Here is a 15846-nt window from a genome sequence, read left to right as displayed (position 1 = left end):
ATCTAGTGTGCTATGTCGGCTCTCCGAGCGGTTGGCTGGACACCAGAGTGAGGCGCCAAGGTTCGATGACGGGCTGGCCGTAATGGACCCACCAAGTGTCGTCCAATTCGAGCGGCAGGTCGATATCGTCCAGTTGAAGTTGCAACCCTTCGGCATTCACCTCCCAAACATCGATATGCTCGGAAGCCGGGGGCTTCTTGCGAGAGAAAAAGAAGCCCCCGGTGATGCTTGGTGTTCCTTCTCCGCCCTCTGGGTTCAAGAGCAATCCGTGTGTTTGGATGCTTTCCCGATTCTCCCTGTTGGTGGCGTGATAGAGGATGCCGTTATTCTTCTGCCACACGACCGGCTGCCAAATCGCTTTGGAAACAGCTTCCTTGGCGAGTTCACGTTTGAGAGGCTGGTCTGTTTCCAGCTTCTTAGAGTTGCCTGGAGTGCCCGTCGACCAATTCGGAACGAGAGAGCCCTGCGCCTTGAAGTGAACAGTGTGAATGAAGGTCACCTGGTCATCGCCATACGCGACAGCGTTGATCGTCTTCAGATGAGGACGCACCTTTCGAATGGCCGCGTAGCACCCTGCAATGTACTTTAGATCATTGCCGAGCATCACGACTAGGCGAACCGATGCTGGTAGTTGACCAATATACTGGGAGACACAATTCTCAATCACGTCGCCCATTTCGTTGTCCTGAAGGCACGATGACATAATGTCCTTTCCGGACATCAGCCATTTGTCACCGCTCCGTTTTTTCACCGAACAGCGGACAAGCGATCCGAATGCGAAATTTCCGTTCTGGCAACTGATGAGTTCATCGATCGGCCAGTATTTCGATTTCACCCCGAGTGTTTCGAGAATGGTTGACAGGTTAGTGCGCCCGCCCTTGAACGCGACCTCGTCGTGAGGTGTGGTAAGAATCTTAGCGTTCTGGTTCCCGCCTTTTGAAAAACCAAGAACGAGGATTCTAGGTGAACGGCTGCCCCATGACATCGGGTTGTTGACTATACTCCAACCGTTGCCAGGCTCATGGATCGTTTGGCCCCAACTTACCTGAGACGAGCCAAAGCAACGATTGCAAGCGAGTCGTCCGTGCCCAGGCAGGACCTTATCGTCTGAAGTGGCTTCCATCTATTCTCGCAACGTTTCTCGTTGTCATCAGACACTACCTCAGCCCTAAACAAGCCGTATAGACCATCCTGCGAGGCCACTCAAACGTTGCGGGAAAGCAGCACACGCAAACAGTACGTGGCGGCACTTGCCTCACAAAGGGGAGACTGACCAGTCAATCTCAATGCACATTCTTCATTCGAGGTGCGTTCGACGAGATGTTTCCATCCTGACCCGACGTTTTCGAAGCAAGCGCCTGTACAGATAGCCTTGTCATCGGGATAAGGTCGGCTGTCCGATGGTCGAAGCCCCGACCTAGCTCGCCTGACGGAAGTCAGCCATTCTTCCGGATAGCGGCCACCGCGTTTGCCCCGGCGCGTTGTTGGGGGCCATCTCGCAGATTCGATCAGCCACATCCTGAGGCTGAAGATCTAGAAGCCATTGGCCGAACCATCCATAGGCATTTTTAATCGTGGCCGCTCTACCTGACTTTGAGGTTACGAATTCCGCGCAAACGCGGTCCATAATTTCGCTCAGTCGGTCATGCTTAAGGACCTTGAAGCCTCGCGACCGCGCCTCGGCCATCGACACACCGAAATCCGCTGGTTCTGGCCACGCGGTTTGATAACCTCCGAGGTCGAGCACGCCGACGTTCTGCATCAAATGGAGCGCCGCACCCAAATCGAGACCATCGAGGAATGACGCCGGAGCTGCCTTGCCAACACCGAGCCGCCCCAGAATCCATCGATCCATCTCGATGATATCCGGGTTGGCCGGTGTCCACGGGACTGTGGTGACGTCGCCGTTGTCGCACCGCCGACATTTCGAAATTCTCACATCCGCCCAGGAAAGAGGCTGTCCGCAAGAACATGTCCGAATGAGAGGTCTACCGTGAGCAGGGCAAGTGGTGACGAATTCGAGGTCGAACCAGAATCGATGGTGAGCAGATTGCCGAACACAATCGGGACAGAGGCGACGCACGGACTGCTTCACCGCCTGCTTTGCGCTGAAACGCTCTCCTCGAATGGCGAAAGAGGCGCTTGAGACAAGAGGCGTACAATCGAGGAGGCGATCAGGGTCGCAGTGCAAAATTGCGGCGAGGCGGTTGACTCCGATGCCGTTTCGCAAATCGCGAATGGTCAGCTCGGTCAACGCTGAGAGTTGAGCGTAGGTCTTGATGCCATTTCGCTCAGCAAGCCGGAGCAACATCCCGTGCGGAGGCTCGTCCTCGGCCGGAACGACCCACAGCGGAAGAGGTGCGTTTGGCATGGCGGGTTGTCTTCTTCATTTCGAGGTCAACGACCTTTTTACGCGCAGCGTTTGCGATGACGATGTCGGCGAACGGGCGGGCGCCTTCAACGAAATATTTGCTGTTGTACCAAACCTTGAACCACTCTCCGAAGAAGCCATAGATCGTTCTATAGGTCTCCGCGTAGTTCTTCGTCTTTTCGGCTAGGTATTGACCGTAGACCTCGTCGAGGAGCTGATCGAGCCGCCCTGATTGCAGAATACGAAATCCTGCGGCTCGAATTTCGTGAGCTGGTGTGTCATAGCCATCTACGCCGCGCCAGAAGGTGTAGCCCTTGATCGCAACGACGCCGACGCGGCTCACGACGTTTAGAGCGATCCACAACGGCATTGAGTCCAAGATCGGAATCGAGACCGTTCTTCCGACACCGAGCCGTCCCAAGGCCCATCGGTTCATCATCAATACGTCTTCGTGAGGGGTCAAAGGCGTCAAGCGATATACGCTGCCATCTTCGCAATGGGAGCACTTTTCGATATTTACGTCGTCCCAAGAGAGTGGTTTGCCGCACGAGCAGGCGTCGACAAGGGCAACTCGGTGCTTAGGGCAAGTCGACACGAACGAAAGCTCAAACCAAAACCGCTGATATGCTCCCTCAGAAATGCAAACGGGGCAGACTCTTCGTTCCTTCTGGAGAAGGTCGTCAGCCAAACGTAATGGTTCGCCCCGCAACGACACGATTCCCTTGACGATCGATTGCGCTGTGGAGTGCGAGAGGACATCAGGATTGCAATTAAGGAGGTGAGCGAGCTTCTCGACACCGTCACCCCGTCTTAGTCGCGAGGCGGACAGGCCTGTCAGCTCTGTCATCACACCACGATTATCGATGCCGTTACGTCTCGCAAGGCGACGGAGAAGCGCATGAGCTGGTTCGTCTTCACCCGGGGAGACCAATAGAGGGAAATAGTCAACTCTCATGCCGCCGCAGCTGCCTTTCTGAGTGATTTTTCCCGTTCCTTTTTCCGGCGAGCTGCCCGGCTCTTACGAGCCTCTTCCTCAAGCATCTTTCTGCGGGCAGCTTTGATCTTCTGAAAGCCGTCCTCGTCGATCTCTCCCGTCACTCGGAACGGGTTCTCCTTGTCAGGAACATTATGCTTGCGAGCATACGCGTCACCAAGAAGATCAATCGTCACTGTATCGAGGTTCTGGTCGATCGCGTCTTTCGCTGCCAATGAGACGTACTTAGTGATATAACCCACGTAACCGTCGGAGGCGAGGTGAAGTCGAAGGGCCAGGGGAGGCGCGAACAGCTGCGGCTTGCGATCAAAGGGCAAGTCGTCCGACAGTGACCTCAAGAACATGGACAATTCCTCCCTTTCGCTTAAATCGAGCGGAAAGGGTCTCATATGATGTTCCTCGCTCTTCATGGTCTCGAGCTGCCCATTCTCAATCAGGAAGTCCGTCGCATAGTGAAGCCCGACGCAGCAGATTTGGACGCGGGTCTCTTTCATCAGCTCCTTCAGAAAGTCTGCGGCCTCGTACGGATCGCGAATTTGGCTGCTATCGACGATGTGTTGGCATTCGTCGAAAATAATCATTCGCACGCCTTGCCCCTCGATCTGTCGACGAAGAATCGACTTCATTTCCGCCAAGGTGGCCCGCTTGGTGGGCATGCCGAGCGCGGCTAACGTCTCACCGAACAATTGTTTGTAGGTGGTCTTCTTGCTGACCATAATCTTAAGAACCGGGCGAACGAGACCGCGGCCTGGCTCCTGAAATGTCACGCTCATGTTCGTCGGATAGGTTTTAGGATCGATCGTCTGGACGTCGATGCCGTCTTTGAGCATGCCGCGATATTCTTCGCGGATTTCCTCCATGAAGTCGTTCGCAGCGGTCGTCTTCCCGACACCGGTTTCGCCGACAACGAACGAGCAGCTCGCCTGTGGATCTTCGTGGTGCTCGCGGTAACAACGACGGAAAACATCCGTCGCTCGCTTCATCGTCGGCGTGACGGCAACAAAACTGCCGATATGCTTTCGGCGCTCTTCTACAGAGCGAGTACTCCACTGCATTTGTGACTCCGTCAATTAGTCAAGAGAGCGCCGCTTCACAACTAAGATCGGCGGTGATTGATCAGGTGTTACATCGCGCTTCGGCTCGCATTCTGCGTCTGCACTGGCTGCGAAGGCGTCAAGATCGACCTCCGGTGGGAGAGGCGCCTGCGCATGTGGGGCTTCGACGGCCGGAGTACGATCACGGTAGGGGCCCCGCTCGTCGGGTGGCGGTGACATCAGAGCGCTATCTGGATCGTAGGAGCCCAACTCCCGTTCGCTTTCATCCGAACAAAGGCGCTCGCCACGGAGATGCTCGGAAGGATTGCGACCATCGGTCAGGAAGCGGACCGCTTTTTTCGGCAATTTCTTGCGGGGGCTGCGTTCGTCGATGAGATCGATGATCTCTTGGCTCGATTTCGCCCGAGCTAAAGCCTTTTTCGGATCGAAGCACTCGTCGTCTGCATTCTGACGCGCCTTCTTCAGAACCCGATATTGATAGAGTGTCAGCTTTGCGACATCTTCATCTGCTTGAAGATAGCCTTCCACCCATTTCGCTTTCGCGTCCAAGGCGGTAGGATCGAGAATGTACGCCGTCCTTAAATCCAGTGGGTCGATCCGGACAGTCACAGCGCTATTTCCGGCAAGCCTATTCCGGAGCCCCGAGAAGGCATTGGAATTCCATCGCAGGCCTTCGAACTCAATACCGGGAGATCTTAGGTGGCGGTCGATTACGAGACCGGTCAGCGGAACAAGGAGTTCCTCAGGCGGAGCAGGGCGCTCTCCAACCTCGATAATGCCTCTCGTCCATCGGTCCAGCGGGGGCTCCCCAATCTCGGAGTGTTTGGTCGTGTGGTAGACATCCACGATCCATTTCGCGATGATCCAATTTGCGTCTTCGAGAGTAAGGACCGCGTGCTTTTCGGACTTGTAGGTTCCGCGGTCTCGAGGGTTCGACTTGGTCGTGCCCGGCAGCTTGTGAATGATGCCCTGGTTGTGTGTCCTAAACCAGCGCTCGACGCGCCCTTTGAGCCATCCCGCTGCTCTCGGCAGATCGACGATCTGCATATTCAACGCGCGTTCGGTCTGCCTCATGGACGTCGAGCGAAACTCAGCGCCATTATCGCAGAATAGCCGCGTCATCGGGCCGTAGCACGGCCAAGGAAAGCGGAAGGTGACATCTCGGCCAGCCGCTTCACTGACCTTCGCGAGCAGGCCTTCTTTGGGCTGGACTGCCACCCTGAGCGCTTCCATGACGCTAACCCAGGAAGGCGGCGTGAAGCTGAGTGACAGGCCAAGGATCATTCGTGACCAACGATCGATGATGACCGTGAGCCACGGGCGACCGAGGACGAGGCCATTTTTGTCTACGACAATTAGGTCAAGTGGCGTGTGATCAACCTCCGCTTCTTCGAGCGGCATGCTGCAGGCAGGTCCCGCTCGAACCGCTTTCATCAGAAAGTCCGCTTGTCTTTTGCCATGTCTCGCGACGGTCAGATCGTAGACTTCCATCTTGTTGATCATTCGCGAGACCAAATGCTTTCCGATCACCTCCTTGGCGCCAAGCGTCGGAAGACCAAGGCCGTCGCGGTCCGCGCGAAGCAAAATGTGGCGAGCGGCCGCTGCGCGGGCATCGGCTTTCGAACCAGCGATTTCGTTTCGATAGACCTCATCGATGCCTTTCATGATCTCCTGTTTGTGCCATTCCTCCAGACGAGGTGTCCGATTGCCCTTCTTTCGGTGATTGTCGACCAGAGCGCGAATGTCCCGCCCAGCTACCAGCCAGCGCAGGTACCATTCCCGAGCGGTACGGAAGGTGACGTCCCTGTGCGGACGCAAATCGTCTGTTGCTTCACCGAGGACGCGCTCGATGACAGGCAAGACATGCTTCCGTTTGTCTCGAAATGGTGCGGGGAGGTCATCGATAGCTTTGACGAAGGGATACTTTCGTTCCGCCGACAACCGTTCGACATCGGAGAATGCGCCCCAGTCCACCTGCAGATTGTCTTGGACGACCGGGGGGAGAGCACGAAAGGCAGCGTCGGTCGTGATCCGGCCCGAACGCATCATGTGAAGAATTGCAGTGTTTGCTAAAGCCTTCTCGGTGCCGGACTCCTTATCGGTAAATACACGAACCTGGTCTCCAGGCGGACCGACGAGATAGCGGCGAGTGTCGATGCGGATAGTGGCTCCGGTACGGATTTGAACGGGAACGTGCGCAAGGTTCATTTGCATTCCTCCTGACGCAGGTGGAATTAGGTCTTCACGAATGTGGAGTGACGGCTGAACGCGGTGCGACGATCCACTCTGATGTGTCCGAGCCAGTCGAGCTGGAGGGCGAGGGCGAATGCATCGAGGCGGCTGCCAACTTGCTCCTGCAAGGCGGCGATCGACGATTCCTCAGGAAGCTGCGCCAATGCTTCGATTGCCAAGAGCTTTTGGACGTTCTCGGCATATCCGACGAGGTGTCGCCGAAGCATCCTTGCGTTCGAAAGGCGCGGCTGAATCCGAATATCGTTCTCGGCTACGAAGCGGAATCCAAAACCAATGCGGCGGGCTGCCGACGACATCGCATCAATGAAATCTCTGGGCGTTACACTCAGTTTTCTTACGCGATACGACAGCCAGGAGAGGGTTCTCACCAGAACAAGATCGCGCTGCCCATCCTGATGGAAGATCGCGTAGTCGATCCGCTGCACCGTCGCTTCGCCGCGCACGTCAAAGGACAGAGGAGGAGGTCCGTCGATGACGTCGGTGACATTGCGCGTGAAGGCATCGATCACCGTCAGGAAATCGAGAGCGAGCAAGGAGCGCGCCCCGACGAGCTTGTTCTCTAAACACATCATCGGTGTCTCTCCGACATAGTGGTCTTCCTGCCCGCTGCGAATTGCGCCCGGCCGGGTGCCCACACGGCGACCACGCTTCTTTGCTTTAGCCAGGCTTGGCTCAAGATCGTCCTCTTCGGACGGCGGAGTCCCCTCGGGGTCATCATCGGGATCTTCTGCGCACGGCAGATCCCATTCGAGTTCTTCATCGGGCGATGCGGGCGGCCGGCGCCGAACTTCGAGACGGGGAGCTTCTTCAGCTGGATGATTGCCGACGACATTTCGGCTTTCATCCTCACGTTCGACGTCATCTTCGTTCCCAGATCGCTTGCGCCGGTTGGTTAGCCCGTTATGTGCAAGCCCCTGGAGACGTCACTCACGTGAAGATCCGACGCGTTGCGGCGGCCGCCGGCGGAAGAGCGATTGGGATCAGACGGATCGTACGGATGTTGAAATTGCTCGTTGTAGTTCATGACACGCAACTCCTCACCTCGCCGCAATGTGCGTCGAGTATTTTCTCGACCGCTGAGGGAGCCAGCGATCGTCAACGATTTCAGCCGTGGTTCGACGGCTATATCGCTGAGGCTATGAGGAGGGGGGTGGACATAGTGAAGGAGGAGGATGCGCGGACGATTGCTTGCATCAACTTTCTCCTTCGGTTGTGACCGACAGAACAGCCATCGGTTAGTCTTCTAAAGTAGGACAAAGACGACCCTTCAAGGATTGAGTCCTTTGAAGAGCAAGAACGCAGCCCACTTAGCAGTGCTGAATTCATCGATCTAGATCCGCATGATCGGAGTTCAAAAACTGATTTCCGTAGAGTTACTGGGCAATTCACGGTTTGAGGAGAATGTTCTTATCCTCGAGGTGCATTGATTTCGCGTTCGATGATCTCCGCTGGAAGGTGGCTTGATACCAACAGAATTTGGACAAGTCGTTCGAAGGCGGCTGCGCGTTCTGCGATAATGCTTCTTGCTCGCTGAAAGCACTCATCCAATGTCTGCTCGACAAGCTGTCGCAGCATCGGGTCGGCTCGTAGCCGCGCCAGAACGCCATCCGGTCGTCTGGAGCAGAGGTAAATCAGACTGCTGCCGAGACCGAGCGACACCTCCATCGTCGCCGCGATGAGTGTTGCTTGTCGGAGATCGGAATCGTCGGAGCCGCCAGCACCATCGGCATGATCGCCGAAGACGATCTCCTCAGCTGCGATGCCAGCAAGGAGGATTGTAATTTGAGCCGTGTAAGCTGCCTTTCCGAGGTTTCGCCCCGGGATCTGCCGCATGATCGTTCTGCCGCCTGAGCCATCCATTCCCACTTCCCGGAACACCTGACATTGGAGCAATCGACTTCCAGCCTCGTTTGCTAGGCAGTGGCCAACGATCGCATGACCAGCTTCGTGGACGCAGGCCTCGACAGGCAGATTGCGGCCGTCGATAAAGTTATTCAGATTTACGAGCCGGGACATTCGCCTCGGAAGGCTGCCGCTCAACGTGGTAGGAAGGGCGGGCAGTGCCTCGGCGGATTGTTCGCCAACGAAAACCTTTCCGCCCGAATCCTCAACACCCTACGTCTGGCGCAAACGCGAATTTCCTCTCATGAATGCGCGATCCGCGTAGCTCTGCAGAAGGTCATTCCAGAGGATGACCCGCGATTGCCTGAGCTCGCCAACAGAGTCGCGATCTCCTTGTCGGGACTCGCGAAGCGTAATCGGGTTGAACAGATTAAAGGGGACGGCCGAGCATTTCTCTGGAGAGTTGCTGCCTAACTCGTCCACACAAGATCGTCCGGCTTGTTTCCTTGCCAGTACCCGCAGAGATTGCGCGACGTCGGATGGGCCAAGGTGCGCTTCAGCATATCGAGAACGTGTCCTCCATTGCCAACACGCCGGCGATCTTCACGCCAAGCTAGTTCGGCGGCGTACCAGTCGAGGTACTTCATCGAGAACCGATGATGAATCCCGCGATACGAACGCCGGACACGAGAGAAGAAGCTCTCGATGATGTTAGTCGACACGCCAAAGCCATGCTGGTAGGCCTCCGAATGGTTTACCCGGGTGAGCGAATTAAGGCCGCAGATTTCGTCATAGGCCAGGTGCTCGTCAACATAGACGTGAGCCTTGCGGCTGACGTGCGCCCGGACCATGTCCCATGCACAGTCGGCATTCTCGCTCGGCGTCACTCGGGTCAACGTCTGCCCAGTCAGGCGACGTTCCCGGACAGCCATGACGACCAGGCGCTTCGGCGACTGAATCTTGCGTCGGTCCTCCCGGACTGGCAGACTCTGTAGGCGAACAACCTGATGGACTTGATGAATTGGACAATGTTGACGTTTGACGTCATGCTGTCCGGCGGAGGCTCGCCGTGGCACAGACGAGGAAGCGAAATCGAGGGGCGGGCGCATCAAAGAAGCGCAGCAAGAAGCTCGTGAATTCGGGGCGGGGAAAAGAGGCCGTCCGGGTTGTCGCGCTTGGAAAGAAGCCGAAGACCTCGGCGAAAACGAACCCGAGATCGATCGAGAAGCGTGTGAGCCTCGAGTTTTTTAAATGGTACTCAGCTGGAGCGAAGAAAGCCAAAAAGGTCGGGCAACCTGTTCGCTTCACTGTGGAGGTGTTGCCAGATGGCAGCGCGAAAGCGATCGGAACTCCCGTCACCATTGCTCCACCAAATGTCTCGTCGCTGGAAACTTCGCTGAAATCCGCCCGAGAGCGAGGAACGATCAAGATCGCCGAAATTCTAAAAGGCGAGGACATGTTAACCGCTGGCGCCTTCGGGTCTCTCATTGGGGCTTCGCACGAGACAGTAAACGTCAGGCGAGGGCGGGGAGAGATACTCGGGCTACAAGGGGCGACTCGCGGTGTGAGATATCCGAGTTGGCAAGTCACTGAGTCTGGGATGCCATTGCCTGGTTTATCCGAACTATTCGAAATTCTCGGAAAGCAGCCTTGGTCGGTCTATCGGTTTCTGAAGACTGAACACGCCGAACTCGGCGGAAGGACTGCCTTGGAGGCCATGAAAGCGGGGCAACAGAAGGCCGTACTGGGAGTGGCCAAAAATCAGATGATTGGTGTCGTCTCCTGAAATGGCAAAGGCCGCGGGAGCGCGGGGTATCGGCGGCGTAGGCGGCGCGTGAACCATAGCCGCTCAAGCCTATCCAGGCGGAGTTATCCGCAAATGAGAATCGGAATGAATTCTGATTGCGCGCATGGACCGGACGCCAGAGGCCCAAGATCCTAAGGTCGCTACATAGCGTGATGCTGTTCTGCATCCCATATGATAGGGTACTATAGGGCGTCAACCTTCAAGTGAGAAAGGCGGCGCTCTCGCCGAGCTATGATTCGCATCGCGAGTCTCCGGCCCCTGAGGGCCAAACATTCTTACGACCCCGACCGAACATTTCGAGGCAGCGAGCACACTTGCCGTTGTGGTGTCATCGCACGAACCGCTGCTGTTCCTCTCGGAGGAGCAGCGAGTCATCGCAGCAAGCGCGTCGTTCTGCCGGGCATTCGAGATCGATCCTGCGACGGTGACCGGCAAATGTCTCAGCGAAATTGGACACGGTGAGTGGGCGATGCCCAAGCTCGCTTCTCTGCTGAAGGCGACAGCGTCGGGAAGCGCTCAGATCGAAGCCTATGAAATCGACCTTCAGAGGCCGCATCGGCAAGCTCGGAACCTGTCATCAACGCTCGAACGATTGATGACGGAGACAAGGATCACGTCCGGCTGCTGATGGCGGTTACCGATGTGACCGACGAGCGAGCCGCGGCTCGGCTTAAAGACGATCTCATTCGCGAGAAAGCAATCCTGCTGCAAGAAGTGCAGCACCAGGTTGCGAACAGCCTTCAGATCATTGCCAGCGTGCTGATGCAGAGCGCGCGTCTGGGTCAGTCCGAAGAAGCGCGTGGTCATCTGCGCAATGCCCACAATCGGGTCATGTCAATCGCTGCTCTCCACCGCCAGTGGAGAAACCGTCGAACTCCGGACCAACTTTTCGCAACTCTCCCAGAGCCTGGGGGCGTCCATGATCGATGATCCGGACCGCCTCTCCATTCTGGTGAGAGCCGACGAAACCACGGTGAGCGCGGGCGTATCCGTTAGTCTCGGCCTTATCGTCACCGAACTGGTGATCAATGCCCTCAAGCGCGCATTTCCGGATCAACCTACAGGTCAAATCGTAATCGACTATCACTCGTCCGGCAACGACTGGACTCTTTCGGTCTCAGATAACGGCGTCGGCATGCCTTTCGGCGGGGATACGCCAAAGGCAGGCCTGGGTACCGGCATTGTTGAGGCTCTCGCCAAGAACCTGATGGGGACGGTTACGTCGGTTGACGCAAATCCCGGCACGATCGTCACAATCAGCCATCGGGAGAATTCCGATAGCCAAGACGTCGTTTCGCAGACTTAGCAGCTATGCGCCGTCGAATCTCCGCACTTAATGCACCGCTTAGCAAACCGAGTCCCTTATGAACAATGGCAAGGCAGTTGTCTTGATAGTCGAAGACAGCACGATCATTCGGATGGGAGCTGTAGATCTCGTGCTGTCAGCCGGGTACGAAGCTCTGGAGGCGAACGATGCGGAGGGGGCGATCCGTATCCTTGAAGCGCGAAATGACGTTGATATCGTATTTACCGATGTGCGGATGCCGGGGACGATGGACGGCATCAAACTGTCGCACTACATCCACGATCGATGGCCACCTGTTAAACTGATCGTCGCCTCCGGCGAGGCCATTCTCGAAAAGAGCAGCCTGCCGACCGGGAGCCGGTTCTTTTCCAAGCCTTATGACGAACGCTCGATTACGGACGCGATAGCGTTGCTGATATCGGGCGACATTTGAGCGGCCCACGGTGAAGTGCTTCCGCTCGAATAAGCGATAAAGTTGGTGTCATGACGGATAGCGCCTCGCGTAACTTGGTGCAGAGCTCGCCAATTGCGGCTTGGTTTTGAGACCTTCTCGCAACAAGTCCGCCCCCGGTGATTTCGTTGTTCCAGAATGGAACTATCGAGTTCCAAGCAAATTGTCGCAAGTGACGGTCTTGCTTGCTGAGCGGTCAATCCTCAACACCATCGATGACTAAGTCTCGACGAGCACGGCGTGCGAGCCGCGTCGTGTCACTCCCGAAATACTGATCGATAGCTCGCTTTCCGGCTTGCCGACTTTTGTCGGAATGATGCCTGACAGGAGTCTGTCATGTCACTCGGATTAATCATTCTCATCATCTTCGCCATCGCGCTGCTGGGGGGATTCAGCGGCGAAGGGGGCGGGCCCTTCTACGGCACTGAATACTCGGCGGCGGTCTCGGCCTTGTGGTCGTCATTCTGATGATCTTGCTGTTGCTCGGAAAAATAAGAACGCACGAACTGAACTCCAAAAGAGGACTGCACCATGCGAAGAACCATCACATCCCTGGCGACCGCTGCTGTGTTGATCGGGTCGGCGGCAATTGGGCCCGCAATGGCGCGGGATCGATCCGACCGTGTGGAATTGACCGCGAGCCAGCTCACCGATCGGGCGGCGGCCCGTGCCGCCCAGCTCAAGGCGGACCTGAGGCTCACGCCGGAGCAGGACAAGAATTGGTCGGGTGTCCAGGCCGAACTGGTCAACGTCTGGAAGAAGCACGACGAGCACCGACAATCCTGGCGGATTGCACGCGCAAACCAGGCGGGCAGCGCCGATCTGATCGAGCAAATGCGCAAGGATGGCGACGACTGGATCGAGCGTGGCAACGATCTGAAGAAGCTCGCCGATGCGTCCCAGCCTCTCTATGCATCCCTCAACGATCAGCAGAAGCAGAGGTTCGGAGAAGCGTTGTTTCATCGGTCGCGTGATCGCCGCTCCGATTGAGAGCAGGACTTCTCACTAGCGACTTCGCAATAGTGGGCTTCCTTTCTGGCGGCCCGCTATTCGTCCTTTCCACCAACCCGATCGAGGGCGAACGATGCAGTTTAAACGATTGACGACCGCGTTTGCAGTGGCAGTCGGCGGGCTGCTAAGGCTTGTGGCTTCTCAGCCTTCCGCCCGGTGCTTTCGACCAGGGGTTCTGGGCGACGCGCACCACGCTTGTTTACGGCAGCGGCGTGCTGGCGCTCGGCCTGATGTCGATCGGCGTCATTCTGACAGCCCGGCCGGTTTGGTTCGAAACGCCGCTGGGTGGTCTCGACAAATTCTATCGCCTGCACAAATGGCTCGGCATTTCAGTGCTGGGATGCGCGATCATGCATTGGGTGCTGCGAAAGGGACCGTCGTTGATCAGCGAAATCGGCCTGTTCGCGATCCCGCCGAAGCCAGCGCATGCGCAGGAGCTTGAAACCGGCTTCAACCTGTTTCGTGATCTCAAGCATCCGGCCGCTGAAATCGGCGAATGGGCACTTTATGCTCTGCTCGCACTAGCGGCGATCGCGCTGTGGAAACGGTTTCCTTACAAGTACTTCTACATGACGCATCGGCTGATGCCCGCCGTCTATCTGGTTCTGGTGTTTCACGCTTTCATCCTGATCGACCGAAGTTACTGGACCAAACCGCTCGGTCCAGTGCTTGCATTTTTATTGCTCACCGGAACGACTGCCGCGCTGATCTCGCTGTTTCGACGGATTGGCTATTCACGAAAGGCCGCGGGGCAGATTGCGACACTTTCGCTCTACGATGAAAATCAGGTGCTGGACGTAGGCGTCAGGCTGGAGACGGCCTGGCGTGGACATGAGGCCGGACAGTTTGCTTTCGTGGATTTCGACGATGCCGAGGCAGCGCATCCCTTCACCATTACGTCCGCGTGGCTCGACGACGGGCTGCTGAAATTTTCGATCAAAGGCCTAGGCGACTACACGCGGACGCTGGCGGGCAGCCTGCATGTCGGGCAGGGCGTGGTGGTTGAAGGTCCTTATGGTAGGTTCAATTTTCAGGGCGACGGCGACCGTCAGATCTGGATCGGTGGCGGAGTCGGCATCACACCCTTCATCGCTCGGCTGAAGCAACTCCTCCGATTCAGCCGGACCGGTCCAATCGATCTGTTCTATGCGACCAGTACGCCAGATAACGGCTTCATGGCTCCGATCCGGCAACTGGCTCAACAAACCGGAGTAGCCTTCCATTTGGTCGATGGATCGAAAAATGACCGCCTTACAATTGAGACGCTCGCCGCCATGGTGCCCGAATGGAAGCGAGCGGATGTCTGGTTCTGCGGCCCAAGCGGCTTTGGAGATTCGATGCGTCTCGCAATGGTCGCGCAAGGACTGCCGACATCGCGTTTCCATCAGGAATTGTTCGACATGCGCTGAATTTCAGCTGCTCGTCGGCAGCCGATCCAATCCTGAGCCAGCGAGTGTCCTTTAGTGTTGCGATGTTGCCTTCTGATTGGTGGCGAGAAAGACCTTGGCATGTCCCTGAAAATTGCGGAGTCGCAGGCGCGATTGGTCCGTTCCCTGACGTTAACGCATGCGGTTTTGTACGGACTTGGCGTCACCATTGGTGCCGGAATCTACGTTTTGGTTGGGATTGCCGCTGGGCGTAGCGGCATGCATGCCCCGCTGGCGTTCATGGGTGCCGCGGTTGTAATGGGCTTCAGTGCAGCATCGTTCGCCGAATTGGGAACACGGATGCCCGTCAGCGCCAGTGAGGCGGCCTATGTCAAAGCTGCTTTCGGATCTGAATGGCTCAGCCTTCTTGTCGGGCTTCTCGTGGTCGCCACGGCGACGATTTCTGCCGCCACGATCAGCGTCGGCAGCGCTGGTTACGTTGCGGTGTTCTTACCGTTTCAGGCGCCATGGATCATCACTGGGGTGGTGTTGATCATGGGTGTAGTGGCGTGTCTCGCCACGGTACAGTCTGTCAGCTTTGCCGGAATCATGACACTGATCGAGATCGGCGGGCTGGTGCTGATCATCATCGCTGGCTTCGGGCAGGGGACAACCGTCGTCACCCGATTGCCGGAAATCTGGCCGTCCGCCGCCGACGCGAGCGCATGGATAGGCCTTGGCGGAACCGCACTTATCGCGGTGTTTTCCTTTATCGGCTTCGAGCATCTCGTCAATGTTGCGGAAGAGATGAAGGACCCGAACCGGACCCTGCCACGCGCGCTGTTTCTGACGCTCGGCCTGACAGCGCTGATCTACGCGCTGGTCGTATGGATTGCGGTAACCGCGGTGCCTCCGAAGGAACTGGCGGAATCGTCGGCACCGCTGGCACTCGTGTTCGAGCGGCTGACCGGTTTGCCACTGGTGACGATGGGAGCCATCGCTATTGTGGCAACTCTCAACGGCATCATCGTGCATATGATCATGATCGCCCGGGTGATCTACGGCTTGGCGGATCAAGGCAATTTGCCGAAGGTCCTGACGTGGCTGAATCCGCTGACGCATACGCCGTTACTTGCGACGGCGATCGGCATTTTCGCCATTCTTGCGCTCGCGCTAGCGGTTCCGCTCGCGGGACTGGCCGCGTTGACTGCGCGCTTCACATTGATGATCTTTGCGATCGTCAATCTCGCGCTCATCTGGATCAAGCACAGACATGACAATCCGCCGGAAGGTGCGTTCATCTGTCCGCGGTGGGTGCCGTTCGCAGGCTTGCTATCCAGCCTTCTGCTTCTCGTCATCGACGTTATTATGTGACCACGAAACTCTCGC

General features: G+C 56.9%; 14 protein-coding genes and 2 pseudogenes. 8 read left to right on the top strand and 8 right to left on the bottom strand.

The genetic code is table 11. The features are described 5' to 3' along the window. Positions 1-10: 10 nt before the first annotated feature. The 7 genes from HZF03_RS14010 to HZF03_RS13980 all read right to left on the bottom strand — a co-directional run bounded on the left by HZF03_RS14010 (position 11) and on the right by HZF03_RS13980 (position 8689). Positions 11-985, bottom strand: coding sequence for a hypothetical protein (locus tag HZF03_RS14010; protein WP_133303242.1), 975 nt, complete (start codon positions 983-985; stop codon positions 11-13). Positions 986-1417: 432 nt separating this feature from the next. Next, complete coding sequence (locus tag HZF03_RS14005) at positions 1418-2311, bottom strand: TniQ family protein (RefSeq protein ID WP_234832250.1); 894 nt, start codon at positions 2309-2311, stop codon at positions 1418-1420. Next, positions 2292-3326: a TniQ family protein gene (locus HZF03_RS14000; protein WP_119018733.1), complete on the bottom strand. Its 1035-nt coding sequence runs from the start codon at positions 3324-3326 to the stop codon at positions 2292-2294. The genes HZF03_RS14005 and HZF03_RS14000 overlap by 20 nt, the downstream gene beginning before the upstream one ends. After that, entirely contained in the window at positions 3323-4420 is a 1098-nt protein-coding gene (locus HZF03_RS13995) for a TniB family NTP-binding protein (protein ID WP_133303241.1), read from the bottom strand. The genes HZF03_RS14000 and HZF03_RS13995 overlap by 4 nt, the downstream gene beginning before the upstream one ends. Positions 4421-4435: 15 nt before the next feature. Then, entirely contained in the window at positions 4436-6628 is a 2193-nt protein-coding gene (locus HZF03_RS13990) for a DDE-type integrase/transposase/recombinase (protein WP_165858134.1), read from the bottom strand. A 26-nt stretch (positions 6629-6654) separates the two neighbouring features. Beyond that, positions 6655-7308 carry a hypothetical protein gene (locus HZF03_RS13985; protein ID WP_133303240.1) on the bottom strand — a complete coding sequence of 218 codons (654 nt, stop codon included), beginning with the start codon at positions 7306-7308 and terminating at the stop codon, positions 6655-6657. Between the two features lie 772 nt (positions 7309-8080). After that, a complete protein-coding gene (locus HZF03_RS13980) occupies positions 8081-8689 on the bottom strand; it encodes an FtsH/Yme1/Tma family ATP-dependent metallopeptidase (RefSeq protein ID WP_119018727.1) in 609 nt (202 codons plus the stop codon). Here HZF03_RS13980 and HZF03_RS13975 point away from each other — a divergent pair. Further along, positions 8609-8989 carry a hypothetical protein gene (locus HZF03_RS13975; protein WP_165858131.1) on the top strand — a complete coding sequence of 127 codons (381 nt, stop codon included), beginning with the start codon at positions 8609-8611 and terminating at the stop codon, positions 8987-8989. The two genes, HZF03_RS13980 and HZF03_RS13975, sit on opposite strands and share 81 nt — an antisense overlap. Here HZF03_RS13975 and HZF03_RS13970 read toward each other — a convergent pair. Continuing rightward, the gene (locus tag HZF03_RS13970; RefSeq protein WP_119018726.1) at positions 8986-9624 is read right to left on the bottom strand and encodes a transposase; all 639 of its coding nucleotides are present in this window, start codon (positions 9622-9624) and stop codon (positions 8986-8988) included. The genes HZF03_RS13975 and HZF03_RS13970 overlap by 4 nt on opposite strands. Between HZF03_RS13970 and HZF03_RS13965 the strand changes: the two genes are divergently transcribed. The 7 genes and pseudogenes from HZF03_RS13965 to HZF03_RS13935 all read left to right on the top strand — a co-directional run bounded on the left by HZF03_RS13965 (position 9585) and on the right by HZF03_RS13935 (position 15831). After that, positions 9585-10301, top strand: coding sequence for a hypothetical protein (locus tag HZF03_RS13965; RefSeq protein ID WP_165858130.1), 717 nt, complete (start codon positions 9585-9587; stop codon positions 10299-10301). The two genes, HZF03_RS13970 and HZF03_RS13965, sit on opposite strands and share 40 nt — an antisense overlap. Positions 10302-10593: 292 nt before the next feature. Then, a pseudogene (locus HZF03_RS13960) lies at positions 10594-11628 on the top strand (sensor histidine kinase). Positions 11629-11686: 58 nt separating this feature from the next. Further along, positions 11687-12061, top strand: a complete 375-nt coding sequence (locus HZF03_RS13955; RefSeq protein ID WP_119018724.1) for a response regulator — start codon at positions 11687-11689, stop codon at positions 12059-12061. A 354-nt stretch (positions 12062-12415) separates the two neighbouring features. Then, a pseudogene (locus HZF03_RS13950) lies at positions 12416-12573 on the top strand (DUF3309 family protein); the annotation flags it as partial. 73 nt (positions 12574-12646) lie between these two features. Then, complete coding sequence (locus HZF03_RS13945; RefSeq protein WP_234832257.1) at positions 12647-13069, top strand: Spy/CpxP family protein refolding chaperone; 423 nt, start codon at positions 12647-12649, stop codon at positions 13067-13069. 152 nt (positions 13070-13221) lie between these two features. Beyond that, positions 13222-14499, top strand: a complete 1278-nt coding sequence (locus tag HZF03_RS13940) for a ferredoxin reductase family protein (protein ID WP_234832248.1) — start codon at positions 13222-13224, stop codon at positions 14497-14499. Positions 14500-14598: 99 nt separating this feature from the next. Beyond that, positions 14599-15831, top strand: coding sequence for an APC family permease (locus HZF03_RS13935; protein WP_119018722.1), 1233 nt, complete (start codon positions 14599-14601; stop codon positions 15829-15831). The last annotated feature ends 15 nt before the right edge of the window (positions 15832-15846 follow it).

Origin of the sequence: Rhodopseudomonas palustris, assembly GCF_013415845.1 — a bacterium.
GTDB lineage: Bacteria > Pseudomonadota > Alphaproteobacteria > Rhizobiales > Xanthobacteraceae > Rhodopseudomonas > Rhodopseudomonas palustris_F.
The sequence above is the reverse complement of the archived record's forward strand: the minus strand, read 5'-3'. Positions and strand labels throughout refer to the sequence as shown.

Coding starts and splice junctions, on each gene's coding strand:
- HZF03_RS14010 (WP_133303242.1), bottom strand. CDS start 985: ATGTCATGGGGCAGCCGTTCACCTAGAATCCTCGTTCTTGGTTTTTCA.
- HZF03_RS14005 (WP_234832250.1), bottom strand. CDS start 2,311: ATGTTGCTCCGGCTTGCTGAGCGAAATGGCATCAAGACCTACGCTCAA.
- HZF03_RS14000 (WP_119018733.1), bottom strand. CDS start 3,326: ATGAGAGTTGACTATTTCCCTCTATTGGTCTCCCCGGGTGAAGACGAA.
- HZF03_RS13995 (WP_133303241.1), bottom strand. CDS start 4,420: ATGCAGTGGAGTACTCGCTCTGTAGAAGAGCGCCGAAAGCATATCGGC.
- HZF03_RS13990 (WP_165858134.1), bottom strand. CDS start 6,628: ATGAACCTTGCGCACGTTCCCGTTCAAATCCGTACCGGAGCCACTATC.
- HZF03_RS13975 (WP_165858131.1), top strand. CDS start 8,609: ATGACCAGCTTCGTGGACGCAGGCCTCGACAGGCAGATTGCGGCCGTC.
- HZF03_RS13980 (WP_119018727.1), bottom strand. CDS start 8,689: ATGTCCCGGCTCGTAAATCTGAATAACTTTATCGACGGCCGCAATCTG.
- HZF03_RS13970 (WP_119018726.1), bottom strand. CDS start 9,624: ATGCGCCCGCCCCTCGATTTCGCTTCCTCGTCTGTGCCACGGCGAGCC.
- HZF03_RS13955 (WP_119018724.1), top strand. CDS start 11,687: ATGAACAATGGCAAGGCAGTTGTCTTGATAGTCGAAGACAGCACGATC.
- HZF03_RS13935 (WP_119018722.1), top strand. CDS start 14,599: ATGTCCCTGAAAATTGCGGAGTCGCAGGCGCGATTGGTCCGTTCCCTG.